Origin of the sequence: Candidatus Avelusimicrobium fimicolum (assembly GCF_021632165.1) — a bacterium.
GTDB classification, from domain to species: domain Bacteria; phylum Elusimicrobiota; class Elusimicrobia; order Elusimicrobiales; family Elusimicrobiaceae; genus Avelusimicrobium; species Avelusimicrobium fimicola.
The window spans coordinates 76340-92436 of record NZ_JAJWTS010000001.1 but is presented as its reverse complement, the minus strand read 5'-3'; the positions used below and the strand labels follow the sequence as shown (position 1 = coordinate 92436).

At 47.6% G+C, this 16097-nt stretch carries 14 protein-coding genes and 1 other RNA gene; 9 read left to right on the top strand and 6 right to left on the bottom strand.

Going from position 1 to position 16097, the window contains the following annotated elements; translation table 11 throughout:
- Positions 1–3: 3 nt before the first annotated feature.
- The gene (locus tag ACQY2K_RS00420; protein WP_428040328.1) at positions 4–1398 is read right to left on the bottom strand and encodes a YfcC family protein; all 1395 of its coding nucleotides are present in this window, start codon (positions 1396–1398) and stop codon (positions 4–6) included.
- Positions 1399–1511: 113 nt separating this feature from the next.
- Positions 1512–2978 (bottom strand): AbgT family transporter, encoded by a 1467-nt coding sequence (locus tag ACQY2K_RS00415; RefSeq protein ID WP_177748344.1) that lies wholly within the window; start codon positions 2976–2978, stop codon positions 1512–1514.
- Between the two features lie 130 nt (positions 2979–3108).
- Between ACQY2K_RS00415 and rsmI the strand changes: the two genes are divergently transcribed.
- Genes rsmI through ACQY2K_RS00400 form a run of 3 tightly spaced genes read left to right on the top strand, consistent with a single transcriptional unit; the run spans position 3109 to position 5443 of the window.
- Complete coding sequence (gene rsmI / locus ACQY2K_RS00410) at positions 3109–3816, top strand: 16S rRNA (cytidine(1402)-2'-O)-methyltransferase (protein WP_428040327.1); 708 nt, start codon at positions 3109–3111, stop codon at positions 3814–3816.
- Positions 3794–4432 (top strand): L-threonylcarbamoyladenylate synthase, encoded by a 639-nt coding sequence (locus tag ACQY2K_RS00405; RefSeq protein ID WP_428040326.1) that lies wholly within the window; start codon positions 3794–3796, stop codon positions 4430–4432. The genes rsmI and ACQY2K_RS00405 overlap by 23 nt, the downstream gene beginning before the upstream one ends.
- Positions 4433–4441: 9 nt before the next feature.
- Complete coding sequence (locus ACQY2K_RS00400; RefSeq protein ID WP_428040325.1) at positions 4442–5443, top strand: sensor histidine kinase; 1002 nt, start codon at positions 4442–4444, stop codon at positions 5441–5443.
- A gap of 72 nt (positions 5444–5515) precedes the next feature.
- Here ACQY2K_RS00400 and ACQY2K_RS00395 read toward each other — a convergent pair whose 3' ends face one another.
- From ACQY2K_RS00395 to ACQY2K_RS00385, 3 genes are all read right to left on the bottom strand, one after another.
- On the bottom strand, positions 5516–6892 hold the full coding sequence (locus tag ACQY2K_RS00395) for a response regulator (RefSeq protein WP_428040324.1): 1377 nt from the start codon (positions 6890–6892) through the stop codon (positions 5516–5518).
- Between the two features lie 116 nt (positions 6893–7008).
- An RNA gene (rnpB, locus tag ACQY2K_RS00390) (RNase P RNA component class A) lies at positions 7009–7352 on the bottom strand.
- Between the two features lie 20 nt (positions 7353–7372).
- Positions 7373–7954, bottom strand: a complete 582-nt coding sequence (locus ACQY2K_RS00385) for a ribonuclease HI family protein (RefSeq protein WP_428040323.1) — start codon at positions 7952–7954, stop codon at positions 7373–7375.
- A gap of 94 nt (positions 7955–8048) precedes the next feature.
- Between ACQY2K_RS00385 and ACQY2K_RS00380 the strand changes: the two genes are divergently transcribed.
- Positions 8049–9272 (top strand): dicarboxylate/amino acid:cation symporter, encoded by a 1224-nt coding sequence (locus tag ACQY2K_RS00380; RefSeq protein ID WP_428040322.1) that lies wholly within the window; start codon positions 8049–8051, stop codon positions 9270–9272.
- Positions 9273–9362: 90 nt separating this feature from the next.
- Here ACQY2K_RS00380 and gdhA read toward each other — a convergent pair whose 3' ends face one another.
- Positions 9363–10712: an NADP-specific glutamate dehydrogenase gene (gene gdhA / locus ACQY2K_RS00375; protein ID WP_428040321.1), complete on the bottom strand. Its 1350-nt coding sequence runs from the start codon at positions 10710–10712 to the stop codon at positions 9363–9365.
- 106 nt (positions 10713–10818) lie between these two features.
- Here gdhA and ACQY2K_RS00370 point away from each other — a divergent pair, with 106 nt between their 5' ends.
- The 5 genes from ACQY2K_RS00370 to ACQY2K_RS00350 all read left to right on the top strand — a co-directional run bounded on the left by ACQY2K_RS00370 (position 10819) and on the right by ACQY2K_RS00350 (position 16096).
- Positions 10819–11202 carry a metal-dependent transcriptional regulator gene (locus tag ACQY2K_RS00370; RefSeq protein WP_428040320.1) on the top strand — a complete coding sequence of 128 codons (384 nt, stop codon included), beginning with the start codon at positions 10819–10821 and terminating at the stop codon, positions 11200–11202.
- A gap of 1 nt (position 11203) precedes the next feature.
- Complete coding sequence (locus ACQY2K_RS00365) at positions 11204–11743, top strand: type IV pilin protein (RefSeq protein WP_428040319.1); 540 nt, start codon at positions 11204–11206, stop codon at positions 11741–11743.
- A gap of 72 nt (positions 11744–11815) precedes the next feature.
- On the top strand, positions 11816–14635 hold the full coding sequence (gene ileS / locus ACQY2K_RS00360; RefSeq protein ID WP_428040318.1) for an isoleucine--tRNA ligase: 2820 nt from the start codon (positions 11816–11818) through the stop codon (positions 14633–14635).
- Positions 14628–15116, top strand: a complete 489-nt coding sequence (lspA, locus tag ACQY2K_RS00355) for a signal peptidase II (RefSeq protein WP_428040317.1) — start codon at positions 14628–14630, stop codon at positions 15114–15116. The genes ileS and lspA overlap by 8 nt, the downstream gene beginning before the upstream one ends.
- Positions 15113–16096: a tetratricopeptide repeat protein gene (locus ACQY2K_RS00350; protein WP_428040316.1), complete on the top strand. Its 984-nt coding sequence runs from the start codon at positions 15113–15115 to the stop codon at positions 16094–16096. Before lspA ends, ACQY2K_RS00350 begins: the two co-directional genes overlap by 4 nt.
- Position 16097: the final 1 nt, after the last annotated feature.

Below are 16097 nucleotides of genomic sequence, written 5' to 3'. Positions count from 1 at the left end.
ATTTTACCAAATATAATAGGCGGGTATCAGCAATAACATAGAGAGTACCACTAAAATAATCTCTAATTTTAAGAACCACTTTACCCACGCCGGATAAGAAATACCGGCCAAGGCCAGTGCTCCCATTGTAACGGGAGCGGTGGGAATAATCGGGTTGCCCCAGCCTTCCCCGAACTGGTAGGCCAAAATGACCGTTTGGCGCGAAACATTTACCAGGTCACCCAACGGCACCATAATCGGCATCGTCAATACCGCTTGGCCGGAGCCGGAAGCGATAAAGAAGTTCAGCACCGTTTGGATAACGAACATTGCCTGGGAGGCTATAATCGGGTGCAGACTGCCGATGCTTTGGGTCATTGCGTGCAGAAATGTATCTAAAATATGTCCGTTGGTGGCAACAATAACAATAGAACGCGCAAGGGCCATTAAAATACATACGCCCATCATTGATTTTGCACCGTCAATAATAGCATCGGTTGCTTGGTCTAATGTTAGTTTCCCAAAATACGCGCTGGCAATAGACACACCCAAAAACACTGCGGCGATTTCAATCATATACCATTGGTAGCGGATAACCCCGTAGAACAAAATGCCCATACCGATAATAAAAGAAGCAATTACCAGTTTGTGCGCGCGTGTTAAGCGGAAGGAGTCATCTACGACTATATCGTTAATGATTTTCAGTTCGGCGCGTTTTTCCAAGTCCATTTTATAGGTTAAACTCTTGGTGGGGTTTTTACGCACCCGTTCGCCGTACCAGGTAAAAAAACCTGCCACTACGGACGTGAAGATAAACCAAATCAGCAGACGGTATTGCCAGCCGGAATACATCGGCAGTTGGGCAATCGTTTGCGCGATACCGACGGTAAACGGGTTTACAAATGCGGACGAAAACCCTGTAAACGCACCGATAAACGGGATAGACATACCGACTACGGTGTCATACCCCAAAGAGAGTGCAAGCGGAATAAAGATGGGGATAAAAATAAGCGTTTCTTCTTCCATACCAAACAAGGCTCCGCATAGCGAAAACAGAAACATACATACAGGTATGAACAGTTTTTTATAACGGGGCTTGTTGGAAAAGAACAGACTAACCTTTTTAATCATCGTATTGATAGCGCCCGTGCGTTCAATAATCGTAAATAACGCACCCACCACTAAAATAAATGCGATGATTTCCGCGCATTGGGTAAACCCTTCCACCGGGGCGGCTAATATGTCGCCGACGCTTTGGGGGTTGCGGTCCACTTGGTGGTAGGAGCCGGCCACCGCATAGGTGCGGCCATCCTGTTCCAAGCGGTCATATTGGCCGGAGGGGACAATCCAAGTCAGCGCGGCCACGAACAGCATAATGGAGAACACCAAAAAATAGGTGTTGCACAACATTTTTTTCATTTACTTTTGTTTTCCTCTTTTTAGGTACGGCATTTTTTTAATAAAAAACGCCCCGCCGGCTCAAACAAGGATTTTAATATAAAAATCCAAAAATTGCGGCGGGACGTAAAAAACTATTGCCACTTCATAAAATACGGCGGCACTAACAGCAAGAACGACAACAAATACATTACAATTAATAAAGGCAGCATCCATTTCAGCCATTTCGGGTAAGCAATACGCGCAAAACCGATAGCCGCAATGGTTACGGGGTCGGTCGGAATAACCATATTCATCCAACTGCCTCCCAACTGGAAGGCGAGCACCATTGTTTGGCGCGTAATACCGATAAGGTCGGCTAACGGGGCCAAAATCGGCATTGTCAGTACGGCCTTGCCGCTGCCCGAGGGGATAAAAAAGTCAATTACCGTTTGCAGCATCATAGCCGCCCACGAGGCACACACCGGATGCAAGTGTTTGATAACGGCAGACATCCAGTCAAGCATTGTGTCCAAAATATGCCCGTTGTTGGCGATAATCACAATCGCCTGCGCAAAGCATAAAAGCATTGCAATTTCCGCCATACCGCGCACGCCGTCAAAGAACGCATCGGTAAATTTCTGCATATTCATTTTGCCCAAGAAACCGCACAAAAAGCCTACACCCAGAAACAAGGCGGCAATTTCGGTAATGTACCAGCCTTCGGCTTCCAAGTGCAGAATTTCCATTAAATCCACGCCCCACATCCCTTTAATCATTTCGCAAATTTGGGGTTTTAAAACACCGATAACCAAACCCACCATCCCCAGGCCGAAAGCCAGGAGCACCCATTTTTGGCGGCGGGTCATTTTGGTTTCTTCTTTATTGAGTTTTAATTCTTTGCGTTTTTCAATATCAAACTCATAGGTTAAACTTTTGGTCGGGTCTTTGCGGATTTTGCGCGCATAAACGCTTAACCAACTGATAACAACAGTGGTGCAGATAATCCAAATGATAAAGCGGTAGCCGATGCCGGAATAAAGCGGCACCTGGGCGATACCCTGCGCGATACCGACGGTAAAAGGGTTGGTAAATGCAGCCGCAAAACCCACCCCCGCGCCGATAAACGGAATAGCCGTACCGAGGGCGGAGTCGTAACCCAGCGAGAGTGCTAAGGGAATAAAAATAGGGATGAAGATAAGGGCTTCTTCGCACATACCAAACGTGGCGCCGCACAGGGAAAATACAATAATTCCAAGCGGGATAAACAGAAATCGGAGTTTCGGTTTGCGTTGGAAGAATCCGCTGGCGGCCTGAATACCGGCGGCGATTGCGCCTGTTTTTTCCACCACGGCAAGCACTCCGCCGATAACAAGCAGAAATACAATTACCTCGGCCGTGTTGGAAAACCCTTTAATGGGGGCTTTTAACACATCAAATAAACCTTGCGGGTTGGCCGGCACCGCGTGATACGTTCCGGCTACGACGACCTGGCGGCCGTCCACGTCCATTTTGTCATAAGCACCGCTGGGCACAATCCAAGTCAGTGCGGCTACCACCGCTACGATAGATAAAATAATAGCGAAGGTGTTGAGTTTGATTTTGGACAGAATTTTAGACATTTCCTTCTGTTTTTCCTCTGTTGAAGTGAATTAAATAACAAAGTTATATTTTACTAAATACGCTTGGTATATGGCACATTTATTTTTGTAATTTTCCGTTTATCCTTTCTTTTTTATATACTTTTACTATATGCTTTATATTGTTCCTACGCCTATTGGCAATTTACAAGATATTACCCTGCGCGCTTTGGAAACGCTCAAAACCGCCGATGCCGTTTTGTGCGAGGATACGCGCCGCACCCAGATTTTACTTTCCCATTTTGGTATTTCCAAGCCGCTCTACCGCTATAATGAAAACGACGACCGTTCCGTTTTGCGTTGTTTGGAAGCGTTGAAAAGCGGAAAACAGTGTGCGTTGGTGTCCGATTGCGGCACACCGTGTATTTCGGACCCGGGGTGGAAACTCGTCAAAGAGGCTGTGGCAAACGGCATTAAGGTTTCGTCTTTGCCGGGGCCTAGTGCGGTGGCGTGTGCCTTGGCCGGTGCGGGGATTACGGGCGGAGCGTTTACCTTTTTGGGCTTTTTGCCGCGCAAACCGGGTAAGGCCGCTAAATTACTTTCGGCGGCATATAGCCAAAATCACCCGGTGGTATTGTATGAATCTCCCTATCGTGTGGTAAAAATGCTGGAATTGGTGGCTAAAACGCTGGGGGGAGAAACCCCGGTTATTTTGGCTCGGGAACTTTCCAAGGTATATGAAGAGTGGATTAGGGGAACGGCGGTTTCTTTGGCGGAGGAATTATCCAAAAAGAGCAAAGTGCAGGGCGAGTTTGTAATGATTTTGGACCGACCGGCACAGACAGAGGAGGCGACCGATGAGCCGGACTCGTATTTTTAAAGTTAGCGAAATGACGGAAACCGATATTTTGTCTGCCGCTCGCGCGTTGGACGAAGGGGCCGTATCCGTTGTCCCCACCGATACGGTGTATGGTATCGGCACGGGAGCCTTTTGCGAAGAGTCTGTTTTGCGCATTTATCAAATCAAGGCGCGTCCTGCCACCAGTCCGCTTCAAATTTTGACGGGTTCTGTGGCGCAGGCCGAGGCTGTGGCGCAATTTTCTGCCGGGGCAGAACGCTTGGCGCAAACCTATTGGCCCGGGGCGATTACCATTATTTTGCCGCCTACACCCCAAGGGGAAAATTTAACGCGCGGCTTTAAAGGGCTGGGGTTGCGTGTGCCCGGCAATCCGTTTTTGGTGAAGTTATTATCCCAAATGTCGCACCCGATGGCTTGCACCAGTGCCAACCTGCACGGACAGCCCGTACTGACGGACGAAGAAACCATTTTAAAGACATTTGACGGAAAAGTGGATTATATTTTCTTGGGCGGGCAGTTATCGCCCACGGCTTCCAGCGTGGTGGATTTGACGGAAGAACCCCGGCTCTTGCGCGAGGGGGGCGTTCCCCGTGCTGATTTGGAAAAGACGTTAGGGCAAGCCTTAACCGTAAAATAGGAGAACGAAATGACCTTTTGGCAAATTATCGCTTCTTATTCGTTGTTGGTGGCGTCGTTGCTGTCGTTACTTACTTATTGGCTGACACGCAAATTTGTGCTTAAAAAAATGAAACGTACCATTATGAAGGCCGAGCACAACTACCAGCAGCAAATCGCTACCTTGCAAATGCAACTATCCGGCAAGGTAAATGTGCTGGAACATATGGTTGAAAAGTTGCGTCTGTCCAACCAGGAACTCAACCGGTTAAACGAAATCCGCGCCAAATTTATGTCTATCGTTGCGCACGATTTGCGCCAACCGCTTTCTTCTATTCAGGGATTTACTTCCGTATTGATGATGGATAATCCTCAGGGCACAGGCGGCACAAACGAGCAAATCGCCTTAAACAATATTTTAAAAGCCACGGACAATATGAATATGCTGATGGCGGACTTAATGGATATTTCTATGATTGAGTCCGGGCGGTTTAAAATGGATATGCGTCCGTTTAATTTTAATGCACTTTTAAACGACGTCATCACTTTGCAGTTGGTCAATGCCCAAAAGCGCGGTATTTTTCTGCAAAAGTGTGAATATCCCGCCGAAGTAACCGTAGAAGCAGACCGTTTCCGTATTTCACAAGTGATTAACAACTTGATTGGCAACGCGCTTAAATTTTCGCCCCAAGGCGGACGTGTGGAAGCGCGGTATTATGTGTCAAACGGATGGCTGACCTTTAAAGTAATTGATAACGGCCCTGGGGTTTTGCATAGCGAAAAGAGCAAAGTTTTTCAAAAGTTCCACCAGTCCGAAAATGACCGGACGCTAAAAAAACAAGGTTGGGGCTTGGGGCTTTCCATTGCGCAGGAAATTATAAACGCGCACGGTGGAGATATCGGCGTGGAAAGTGCGGGCTTGGGGCAAGGGTCGGTCTTTTGGTTTACCATTCCGCAAACTTTGGCTGAGGCTCATAAGCAAGGAATATCTCCCCGAACTGCGGATAATAAGCAGCCCTCGGTCTCCAAATAGCAAAAGGTTATTTCCCCTTTAAATAAAAAGGCCCCGCCTATGCGGAGCCTTTTTATTTGCGGAAGAATTAAATTATCTTATCCAATTATGTAAACCTTTGTAGTGATAGTAGTTTTTAAGAGCGCGCAGCACCTCAATATATCCATACGCTCCTTCATTTACGTTGTTATTGTACCACAAATAGCCATCCATACCGACGTCAAACAAACCTTGCTCGCCGGCCTCCCCGCGGTCATATTTGCTCATAGCAATTACGGGGACACGTCCGTCTTTTGCGCGTAATTCCTTCATCATTTTCTTGCCGCCGTCTGGTACCAGTAAATCGGTGAGAATTAAATCATATTTGACATATTTCATAGACTTTAAGAATTGCAAGCCATCCTTAAAGGTATCCACGACGGCGCCTTCGCCCAAATATCCCTTATCGCCCCAGGCTTTAAAGTTAATAAGAGGCAGGGCATCATCGTTGATAACGGCAATGTGCATACCTGCCGGAATATGTTTCAGCAGTTCTGTCCGTTCAATAGCGGCATTTTCGGGCGTAATGGGCGGATTTTTCTGGCGCATACGCACATAGGCATAAGAGTCCAACTCATCCAAATCATCCGGGTCCAAAATCAAGGTATCGGCCTGCGGCAATACATAATCTGTACCGTCCGGGTTCATTAAGTCAAATTCCTTATGGTCAAATTTGCGTAAATCTCCCCGGGGCATTACGGCCTGCGTGCGGATATAGCCGGACAATAACGGGTTAAATCCTTCGTATGCGGTGGCCCAATACTCATCCTGCATCGCGAGGAACGGATCATCCGGTAAGTCTGCCTTTAAGTTGCGGATAGCCATTAACGTATTATACATTGCGCTACTTAAAGAGTTCTTTTCTTGCATATTCGGTACACGTCCTTCCCCAGGCAGAGAAGCATAGGTAAAGAAAGCGGTAACTCCTTGTTTGTGGTCATTAATAAGGTTGAGAACCTGTTGGTAACGCTCTTGCATATAGCGCATAGTTTCCGGTGGAACCGAATGGCGCAGATAATTAGCGATATTGGCCGATTGTTCCTTGGGCATTTGGATAGAAAGATTTTGTAATTCTTCGCGTACTGCCGCATAACGCTCCCGCTCAGTTCCGTAAATTAACACCGTTTCCAGCCTGGGTGTAACTGGAATTTTGGGGTTCAGTACCGTGTTTTTGGGTGCTTTATTAGAAGGAATAAAACTAAGCGCTTGGGACGGATAAACCGAGTGCGCTACCTTTGGGGCAACGGCGGGAATAGTTACTTTTGCTGTTGCTTTTAACGCTTGGTTTGCCGCCTTATCAAGCCCTTTGGCAAGTGCGGAATTTGCTTTTACTACGGACCCGGGCTTTACTGCTTGCGCAACGGCATTTTGCGCGGGCCAAGCGGCTGCTGCAATGAGTACAAAAGAAAGAAGTTGTTTGGTATTTAGCATAAGTTCTCCGTTTATATTATCAGTATAATAGTTTTTTGAGCAAAAAAACAGAGCCAAAAGACCTAAATTTGATATGGGACCTATATATAAAAATCCGCGCTCCCTGGTTGAAAGCGCGGATAAGCAACCGATACCCCGGATTCTGTCAGCCCTTTCAGGCTGTGATAACCATTACTCTTGGCGGCCTACTTGGTCGCGAACGCGGGCCGCGTGTGGACCGGTTTGGCCTTGCTCCGTGCGGGGTTTGCCGTGCCGCGTTTATTGCTAAACGCGCGGTGCGCTCTTACCGCACCATTTCACCCTTACCCTTGCGGGCGGTTTGTTTTCTGTTGTACTTTCCGTCCAGCGGGGTGATATGGCCCCGCCGTCCCGCCTTTTCAAGCGGCGCACTTGCCCTGTGGAGTCCGGAAGTTCCTCCCCCAAACCGAAATTGGCCGGGAGCGGTTATCTGGGTTGCCCAAAATATTGTAGCAAAATTAATTAAAACCCGCCGAACAAATCCATTTGCCCGGGGGCTTGCTTTTTTCCCTTTTTAGCGGCAGGCTTTTTTTCTTCCCGCACGACCGGGGCTATCTCTACACCGTTTACGACATTCGTTTTATCCGCCGGCGCATCAAAAATCTCGTCATCTTCCGGCAAGTGTTTAATCGGGTTATACCCGACCGATTGTTTGGCGTCCATTGCCTTATTGGCTAACGCATCAGGCGCCTTATTCAAATGGCGCAAAACGTGTTTGATATGCACAGTAAACCGCGCGGCCAAACGGCGGATAACCAGCATACGGGCGGCTAAATCGGGGTTTTTAATCTTATATTCACCCAAATATTGTTTTACTAAAAGTAAAGAATCCGAAATAATAAAAAGTTCCGTAGCCCCCAGTTCCGCAGCCTTGATAAGCGCGAGTTTCAACGCGGTGTATTCCGCCTGGTTGTTGGTACAATGGGGCATAAAATGCCCCTCTTGCGCTAAAATTTTTCCGTCCATAGCGCAAATCACATAGGCCGAGGCCCCCGGCCCGGGATTTCCGCGGCTGCCGCCGTCAATATTAATTTTTACTTGCATATCCACATTTTAGCAAATGGGCGCACGCAGATAAAATAGTACCGCTGTTTAGTTCAAATTCGTATAATAGAAATGTTGTGCCAAAAGAGTATATATGATTAAATTCAAAAAAAGAAAATTACACCTTAAATTAAAATGGGGTTTACTGCCGGGCGTGATTTGCGCTATTGCGGCGGGTATTGTGTGCGGCCTATTCTTTCCGGAGTGGCTGGTGCGCGTGTCGTTAACCTTTAACGGTTTGTTTGGCAACTTTTTGGGTTTTATTATTCCGTTGCTGATTGTGGGCTTGGTGGCCCCGGGAATTGCCGAATTGGGGCGCAGTGCGGGCAGGCTCCTTTTTATTACGGCTGTGCTTGCATATGGGTTTACGCTGGCATCAGGGTTTTTTAGTTATGGCATTTCCGAATTAACTTTCCCTTATTTGCTGGATACCACCGCTAAAACGACGCAGTTTGCCGCAGGGGCGGAATTAAAGCCCTATTTTACGGTGGCAATGCCGCCTTTAATGGACGTAATGACAGCCCTGGTGCTGGCTTTTACATTGGGGCTTGGTATGGCGGTTATCCAGGGGAGCCGTTTAAAGGGGGTAATGCTGGATTTGCGCGATATTATTGACCGCGTGATTGCGCGCGTGATTATCCCGCTGCTTCCGTATTACATTTTTGGCATTTTTTTAAATATGACGGTCGCCGGGCAGGTTGTTTCTGTACTTGGCGTATTTGCCAAAATTATCGTACTTATTTTTGCGATAACGGCCGTAATGCTTGTGTTGCAATTTGTGTTGGCGGGGGTAATTGCGCGGAAGAATCCGTTTAGTATGCTCAAAACAATGTTGGTTGCCTATATGACGGCTTTGGGAACGCAGTCCTCTGCGGCTACAATTCCCGTAACGCTTAAACAAACGGTCAAAATAGGCGTGCGCGAAGAGGTGGCCGGCTTTGTGGTGCCCTTGTGCGCTACGATTCACCTTTCCGGCAGTACAATGAAGATTGTGGCCTGTGCCTTGGCAATCGTATTTATGAGTGGGATGAATATGCCTTTTGAACAGTTTGCCGGGTTTATTTGTATGCTGGGGGTAACAATGGTGGCGGCTCCCGGTGTGCCGGGTGGGGCCATTATGGCGGCATTGGGTATTTTGCAAAGTATGCTTGGCTTTGGCGAAGCGGAACTCGGCCTAATGATTGCGCTTTATATTGCGATGGACTCTTTCGGTACGGCGTGCAACGTAACCGGGGACGGGTCTATTGCGGTCATAGTGAATAAGATTTATTCCCGCCGCGCCCCGCAACAGCCTGCGCCGGGTGCGCCTGCCAATTAGCAAGAAAGATGTAAAAATGATTAATCCGGGTTCCTTGTAGGCGGGAACCCGGATTTTTACATTATTTGTCATCAAAAGACAGCAGAGTGATTACACTAATCCTTGGTCTATCATAGCGTCGGCTACTTTTTTAAAGCCCGCAATATTTGCACCTGCCATATAATTGCCTGCCAAACCGTATTCCGCCGCAGAGGATAGACAACTGGCGTGAATATTGGACATAATGCGCTGTAAGTATTTATCCACTTCCTCGCGTGTCCAATACACGCGCATACTGTTTTGTGTCATCTCTAAACCGGACACCGCCACACCGCCCGCGTTGGAAGCCTTGCCGGGGGAATACAAAATACCCGCCGCTTGAAAAGCCGCAATCGCGCCCGGCGTACAAGGCATATTGGAGCCTTCGCAGACACATTTGCAACCATTTTTAAGGAGTGTTTTGGCATCTGTTTCGTTCAGTTCGTTTTCGCACGCGGTGGGGCAGGCCACCTCACACGGGATATCCCACGTCTTTTGGGCCGGACGGAATTGGGCCTCTTTAAATTTTTGGGCATATTCCTTTAAACTTCCACGGCGGACAAATACCAAATCTTTTAAGAAGGCCAGTTTTTCCTCCTCTACCCCGTGGCTATCGTAAATGCTCCCGTCGTAGTCCATAAACCCGACAACTTTTCCGCCCAACTGCGTTAATTTTTCTATGGCGTAAATACCCACATTGCCTGTGCCGGAAACGATACACGTTTTTCCTTTTAAACTGTCCCCGCGTGTTGCCAGCATTTCTTGGGCAAAATACGCCACGCCGTAGCCGGTGGCTTCCGGGCGTAAAAGACTGCCGCCCCAGTTGGGTTTTTTACCGGTAAACGCACCCGTAAAATCGTTGGTTAATTTTTTGTATTGCCCGAACATATAACCGATTTCGCGCGCCCCGCAGCCCAGGTCGCCTGCCGGGATATCGGTGTGATAGCCAATATGGTGGTAAAGTTCGTTGATAAAGGAGTGGCAAAAACGCATTACTTCGCTGTCGGACTTGCCGCGCGTGTCAAAATCACTTCCGCCTTTTCCGCCGCCTAACGGGAGAGTGGTTAAACTGTTTTTAAAGACTTGTTCAAACCCTAAAAATTTAAGTACGTCCTGCGTAACTGTGGCGTGAAAGCGCATCCCGCCTTTATAGGGGCCTAGGGCGCTGTTGTATTGCACGCGGAACCCGCGGTTGACGTGAATTTCGCCTTTGTCGTCCTGCCACGGCACGCGGAAAATAATGGTGCGTTCCGGCTCTACGATACGCTCTAAAATGCGTTCTTTTATGTACAGGGGTTTTTGCTCCAAAACGGGCTTTAAGGTGCTGACTACTTCAAACACCGCCTGATGAAAAACCTTTTGGGCGGGGTCCTTTTTTACTTGTGTTTCCATAAAACCGGCGATGTAAGTATTCGTGTCCATAAACGCTCCTTGGAGGGGGATACTCCCATATAAGCAAATCTACCGGGCAAAAGCAAGAGAATAAAAATATGTTAAGATATACACAAATGTCTTACGGGGGAAAAGTATGAAATTAACGTCTAATATGGAAGATTATTTAGAGGCCGTTTCGCTTTGTGCCAACGAGGCAGGCATTGCCCGCGTGAGCGATATCCGCGATATGTTGGGCGTAAAGACCCCCAGCGTTACGGGTGCGGTAAAGGCGCTGACGGAAGCCGGATATATGGTTCACCAACCCTATAAGGGCATTGAACTGACTGCCAAAGGCCGCCGCGCCGCAGAGGATGTTAAAAAGCGCCACGCTATTTTGAGCCGTTTTTTAATACAAGTGTTGGGCGTAACGCCAAGAACGGCTGATATTGATGCTTGTAAAATGGAGCATACCATTAGCCGCGAAACACTTGAAAAACTGCACGATTATTTGCACAAGCAAACGGGCGAGGAAAAATAATATGAAAGGTTTTACGCTTGTAGAAATGTTGGTGGTTGTTTTGATTTTAGGTATTTTGGTGTCGGTTTCCGTGCCCCAATACCAAAAGGCTGTTGCCCGGGTAAAGTATGGAAATTTGCGTTCCTATGTGGAGCAAATTTACAAGGCGGAGCGGATGTATTATTTGGCAAATGGTACATTTACCCAAAACTGGGAAGATTTGGATATTTCATTTAGTGGTTTTCAAAATGGAGTGTCCGGCTCAAATGGCGAATTTCACAATTTTTCCCCAAACCCGGAAATTATTTCTACATATAGAAAAAATAAAACAGCACTTATCATTATAAAGGAGCCTTTCCTTACTGTTTTAGGAGTTGATGATACGCTTCCGGCCGCTTTTCGTATTGCGTTTATTCCGTGGCTTTTGGATGGAAAAGGTTTTTTTGTCCGGGAATGTTCTTTTACTACCGCGGAGGTGGATGCCCAAGCAGCCAAAGAAGGTGCCCGGTTTTGTAAAGCAATGGGTGCGCGACAGGAAGAATCGGAGGGGTGGAGTTTTTAGCGTTTAGGTGCGTTTTATTTTCTTTAAATTTTCTATAATATAATTATCCTTATATTTGGAGTGAATTTTTCAATGGCAAAAAATAAGTATTCCCATACCGTTTTGTTACCCAAGACGGACTTCCCGATGCGTGCCGGTTTGGCGCAAAAAGAGCCTAAAATTTTAGACTTTTGGAAATCTATCCATTTGTACGAAGCAATGCTCAAAAAGAACGAGGCCGGCAGACACTTTGTCTTGCACGACGGCCCGCCCTATGCCAACGGAAAAATTCATATTGGACACGCACTTGATAAAACCATTAAAGATATTATTTTAAAAAGCCGCGCGATGTCCGGCTGTTATACGCCGTATGTGCCGGGGTGGGATTGCCACGGTCTGCCGATTGAGCAGGCGCTTTTAAAAGAATTAAAACAAGATAAAAAGCACATTACGGATGTGCCCGCTTTCCGCAAAAAAGCACGCGCCTTTGCGGCAAAGTTTATTGATATCCAACGCCAAGGTTTCAAGCGCTTGGGCGTGCAGGGCGATTGGGATAACCCGTATTTGACGATGTCCCCGCGCTACGAAGGCATTACCATTGGTGTATTTTTAGATTTAATTGAAAAAGGATACGTTTATAAGGGCCAAAAAACAATTACCTGGTGTTCCCATTGCGAAACGGCCCTTGCCGATGCGGAAACCGAATATAAAGATGTAAAATCTTCGTCTATTTATTTGCGCTTTAAATTGGCTAATCCCAATAAAGAAGTATTGGGAAATTTGGATTACGCAAAACCCATCAGTCTTGTTATTTGGACTACCACGCCGTGGACGATTCCGTCCAATATGGCGGCAGCCGTTTCCAATACCGAGGATTACGTTGTTTTACAAGATTCCAACACGCAGGAATATTACATTTTGGCTGAAAAATTGGCGGAAGAATTTTTGAAAGTATCCGGCTTGGATTGCACCCAAGCGGGCAAAGTGCCCGGCGCCAATTTGGTGGGGATGAAGTATTTTCACCCGCTTACCCACAAGGAAAACCCGATTATTTGGACCGATTTTGTAACTATGGATACGGGTACGGGTATTGTTCATATTGCTCCCGGCCACGGCGAGGACGATTTCCGCGCCGGCAAACAATGGGGCTTGGAAACATTCTGTCCCGTGGACGAAAAGGGTTGCTATACCAAAGATGCCGGTATTTTTGAGGGAATGCACGTTTTTGAAGCAAACCCGTTAATGGTCAAAAAATTAGATGAAACCGGTGCCCTTATTAAAGAGCAGGAAATTACGCACAGTTATCCGCATTGCTGGCGCTGTCATAACCCAATTATTTTCCGCGCGACGGAACAATGGTTTATGAGTATTGATAAAGACGGCTTGCGCCAGAAATTAATGGACAACCTCTCCAACGTCAAATTCTATCCTGCCGGCGGCGCGGAACGTATGCGCTCTATGATTGGTTTGCGCCCGGATTGGTGCTTGTCCCGCCAACGCTTCTGGGGTACTCCCGTAACGATTTTGTATTGCAAAAAATGCGGCAAAGCCCAGGTCAACCACGAGTTGTTTGATTTCATTAAAACGCGTGCTATGGACGAAGGCTCCGATTTCTGGTTTACCGACCCGGTGGAAAAATTAATGCCGGAAGGATACCATTGTGATTGCGGTTGCCACGAATTTAGAAAGGAAACGGATATTTTAGACGTTTGGTTGGATTCCGGTGTGTCCTGGGCGGCGGTGTTGAAGGATCGCGGCTTGGACTTTCCGGCGGATGTATATTCCGAAGGCTCCGACCAGCACCGCGGTTGGTTCCAAAGTTCGTATATCCCGTCTTTTACCTTGGAGGGAACCGCTCCGTTTAAAACCATTTTAACGCACGGTATGGTGTTGGACCAGCAAGGCCGCCCGATGCACAAATCGTTGGGCAACAGCGTTGATCCCGAAGATGTAATTAATAAATACGGTGCGGATATTTTGCGCTTGTGGGTGTCCTTTGCCGACTACCAAGGCGACGTGCGCATTTCGGACGAGATTTTGGGCGGGCCGATTGATACCTACCGCAAAATCCGCAACACGGTGCGCTACGCGCTTGGTAACTTGTCCGATTACGACCCGGCCTTGCACCAGGTCCCCGGTAAAGAATTAGCCGAAATGGACCGCTATATGTTGGGCCGCTTGGATGCGTTAATCCAAGAAGTCCACGCCGGCTATGAGGAATTTAATTTCCGCCGTGCTATGCGTGCTATTACTGATTTCTGTATTTTGGATTTATCCTCCTTTATGCTGGATGCTTCCAAAGACCGCTTATATACGCTCGGTGCTTCGTCTCCGGCGCGCCGCAGTGCGCAAACCGTGTTGGCGGAAATAGCGGTAACCTTGCTTCAATTAATGGCGCCGGTGCTTTCCTTTACGGCCGAAGAAGCCTGGCAGGAACTGCGCAAAACTGCCTTGGGGCGTGAATTGCCGCAGAGTATTTTCCTTTCCAATATGCCGGCAAATGCTTCGCTGATTCCGGATGTGAAGTTGGAAGAAAAATGGAACAAAATCCGCCGCGTGCGTGAAACCGTACAAAAAGTGTTGGAAGATGCCCGTCAAAAAGGAGTGATTGGCTCGTCGTTGGAAGCCAAGGTCATTTTCAAAACATCTAAACCGGAAATGAAGGAATTTTTGCAGGAAACCAAAGACCTGTGGCCGGAAATTGCCATTGTCTCTGCGGTGGAAATTGCGGACGGAGCAGATGAACTGTCCGTATCTTGCGAGCACGCCGCCGGACATAAATGCGCCCGCTGTTGGCAATGGAAGGAAGATGTCGGTTCCAATACGCAATATGCCGACTTGTGCGCCCGCTGTGCCGAGGTGCTTGAAAAAGAGCATATCCAAGTGGACGGCGAGGAAAAAGCCGATGCTTAAAGGGCTGAAAACCGCCCTTGCTTGGTGCGGGCAGAACAAAGCGGTGCTGTGGGGCGTTGCCGGAATTTTATTTTTGGACCGCATAACCAAAGTATTGGCTTTGTATCTGTTGCCGGAAAATCCTTTGGAACTGTGCCCGTTTTTCCACCTGCGGTATGTGGAAAATACGGGCGCGGCTTTTGGTATGATGCAAAACGGCAATTTTGCACTTGTTTTTGTAATGCTTGCCGTAATTGCATATATGGTGTTTAGTTGGAAGGACCTAACGTCGCACGGGAAACTCGTCAAATGGGGGGCTGTTTTCATTTTGGCGGGTGCATTGGGCAATCTTTATGATAGAATAACGTTAGGCTTTGTAGTGGACTTTTTAGATTTTCGGGTTTGGCCCGTGTTTAACGTGGCGGACTCGTTCATTACCATTGGTGCGTGTTTATTTGTATTGTCTTTATTTTTTCACGCTACTAAACGGGAGGCTAAATGAAGAAAGTATGTATCGTTTTGGCGGCCTTGTTATTGGCCGCGGCTTGCAGCAGCGACACTCGGTTATTTAAAGAAGCCCAAATGGCAACTTCTAAGGGAAATTTTACGCAGGCTATCCAACTCTATACCCGCTTGCTGAAACAACAGCCCCAAAATGCCGCCGCTTTGGCGAACAGAGGCCTTTTGTGGGAACGCTTGCCCGTTAAAAACGCGCAGGAGCGTGCCAAGAACCGCTCGTATGCTGAGCAGGATTATTTAAAATCTATTGAGGCTAATCCCAATTTGCCCGAAACGTATAACAACTTGGGTGCCCTTTATGTAGATACGGGGCGCAATATGGATGCAGCCTTCTACTTAACCGAAGCCTTGGCCCGCAACCCGCGCTATTTTACGGCTTATATGAACCGCGCCTTGGCATATTACCGCTTGGGCCGCACATCTTCTGCCTTGGCTGATTTTAACAGTGCGTTTAAACTCCGCCAAGACGAACCCCTTTTGTTCTTAAACCGAGGGCTTACTTACTTTGCTTTGGGGCAGTACGAATCTGCGGTTGATGATTATACTTATATGATGTCTTTGGACCCTGATAATGCCCGCCCGTATTTGGAGCGCGCCCGCGCCTTTATTAAAATGGGTTACCCTGCCAATGCGTATGCCGATTTGGAAGAAGCCGTAACCATTAAGCCGACCTATGCGTTAGCCTATTATTATATGGGTGATTTGATGTACCGCAAAGGGGAAAAAGATTATGCGCTCGGGTTGCTTGTCAAATCTAAGGAATTGGCCAGCCAGTATGTGCCGACATATGATTTAATGGGCGATATGTTGGCGGTAGAGGACCCCGTGGCGGCAACGGCCAACTATATGGTTGCTAAAAAGTTGGACCCGGCTCACGCGGCTAAATATGATGCCAAGATTCAAATGATGCGTACTGAACAAGGGCGCGAAAAGGTCTTGGCGGCGCGGTTTTTTCCGCGGTAAA

Coding starts and splice junctions, on each gene's coding strand:
- ileS (WP_428040318.1), top strand. CDS start 11,816: ATGGCAAAAAATAAGTATTCCCATACCGTTTTGTTACCCAAGACGGAC.
- lspA (WP_428040317.1), top strand. CDS start 14,628: ATGCTTAAAGGGCTGAAAACCGCCCTTGCTTGGTGCGGGCAGAACAAA.
- ACQY2K_RS00385 (WP_428040323.1), bottom strand. CDS start 7,954: ATGCAAGTAAAAATTAATATTGACGGCGGCAGCCGCGGAAATCCCGGG.
- ACQY2K_RS00365 (WP_428040319.1), top strand. CDS start 11,204: ATGAAAGGTTTTACGCTTGTAGAAATGTTGGTGGTTGTTTTGATTTTA.
- ACQY2K_RS00370 (WP_428040320.1), top strand. CDS start 10,819: ATGAAATTAACGTCTAATATGGAAGATTATTTAGAGGCCGTTTCGCTT.
- rsmI (WP_428040327.1), top strand. CDS start 3,109: ATGCTTTATATTGTTCCTACGCCTATTGGCAATTTACAAGATATTACC.
- ACQY2K_RS00395 (WP_428040324.1), bottom strand. CDS start 6,892: ATGCTAAATACCAAACAACTTCTTTCTTTTGTACTCATTGCAGCAGCC.
- ACQY2K_RS00405 (WP_428040326.1), top strand. CDS start 3,794: ATGAGCCGGACTCGTATTTTTAAAGTTAGCGAAATGACGGAAACCGAT.
- ACQY2K_RS00415 (WP_177748344.1), bottom strand. CDS start 2,978: ATGTCTAAAATTCTGTCCAAAATCAAACTCAACACCTTCGCTATTATT.
- gdhA (WP_428040321.1), bottom strand. CDS start 10,712: ATGGACACGAATACTTACATCGCCGGTTTTATGGAAACACAAGTAAAA.
- ACQY2K_RS00400 (WP_428040325.1), top strand. CDS start 4,442: ATGACCTTTTGGCAAATTATCGCTTCTTATTCGTTGTTGGTGGCGTCG.
- ACQY2K_RS00420 (WP_428040328.1), bottom strand. CDS start 1,398: ATGAAAAAAATGTTGTGCAACACCTATTTTTTGGTGTTCTCCATTATG.
- ACQY2K_RS00380 (WP_428040322.1), top strand. CDS start 8,049: ATGATTAAATTCAAAAAAAGAAAATTACACCTTAAATTAAAATGGGGT.
- ACQY2K_RS00350 (WP_428040316.1), top strand. CDS start 15,113: ATGAAGAAAGTATGTATCGTTTTGGCGGCCTTGTTATTGGCCGCGGCT.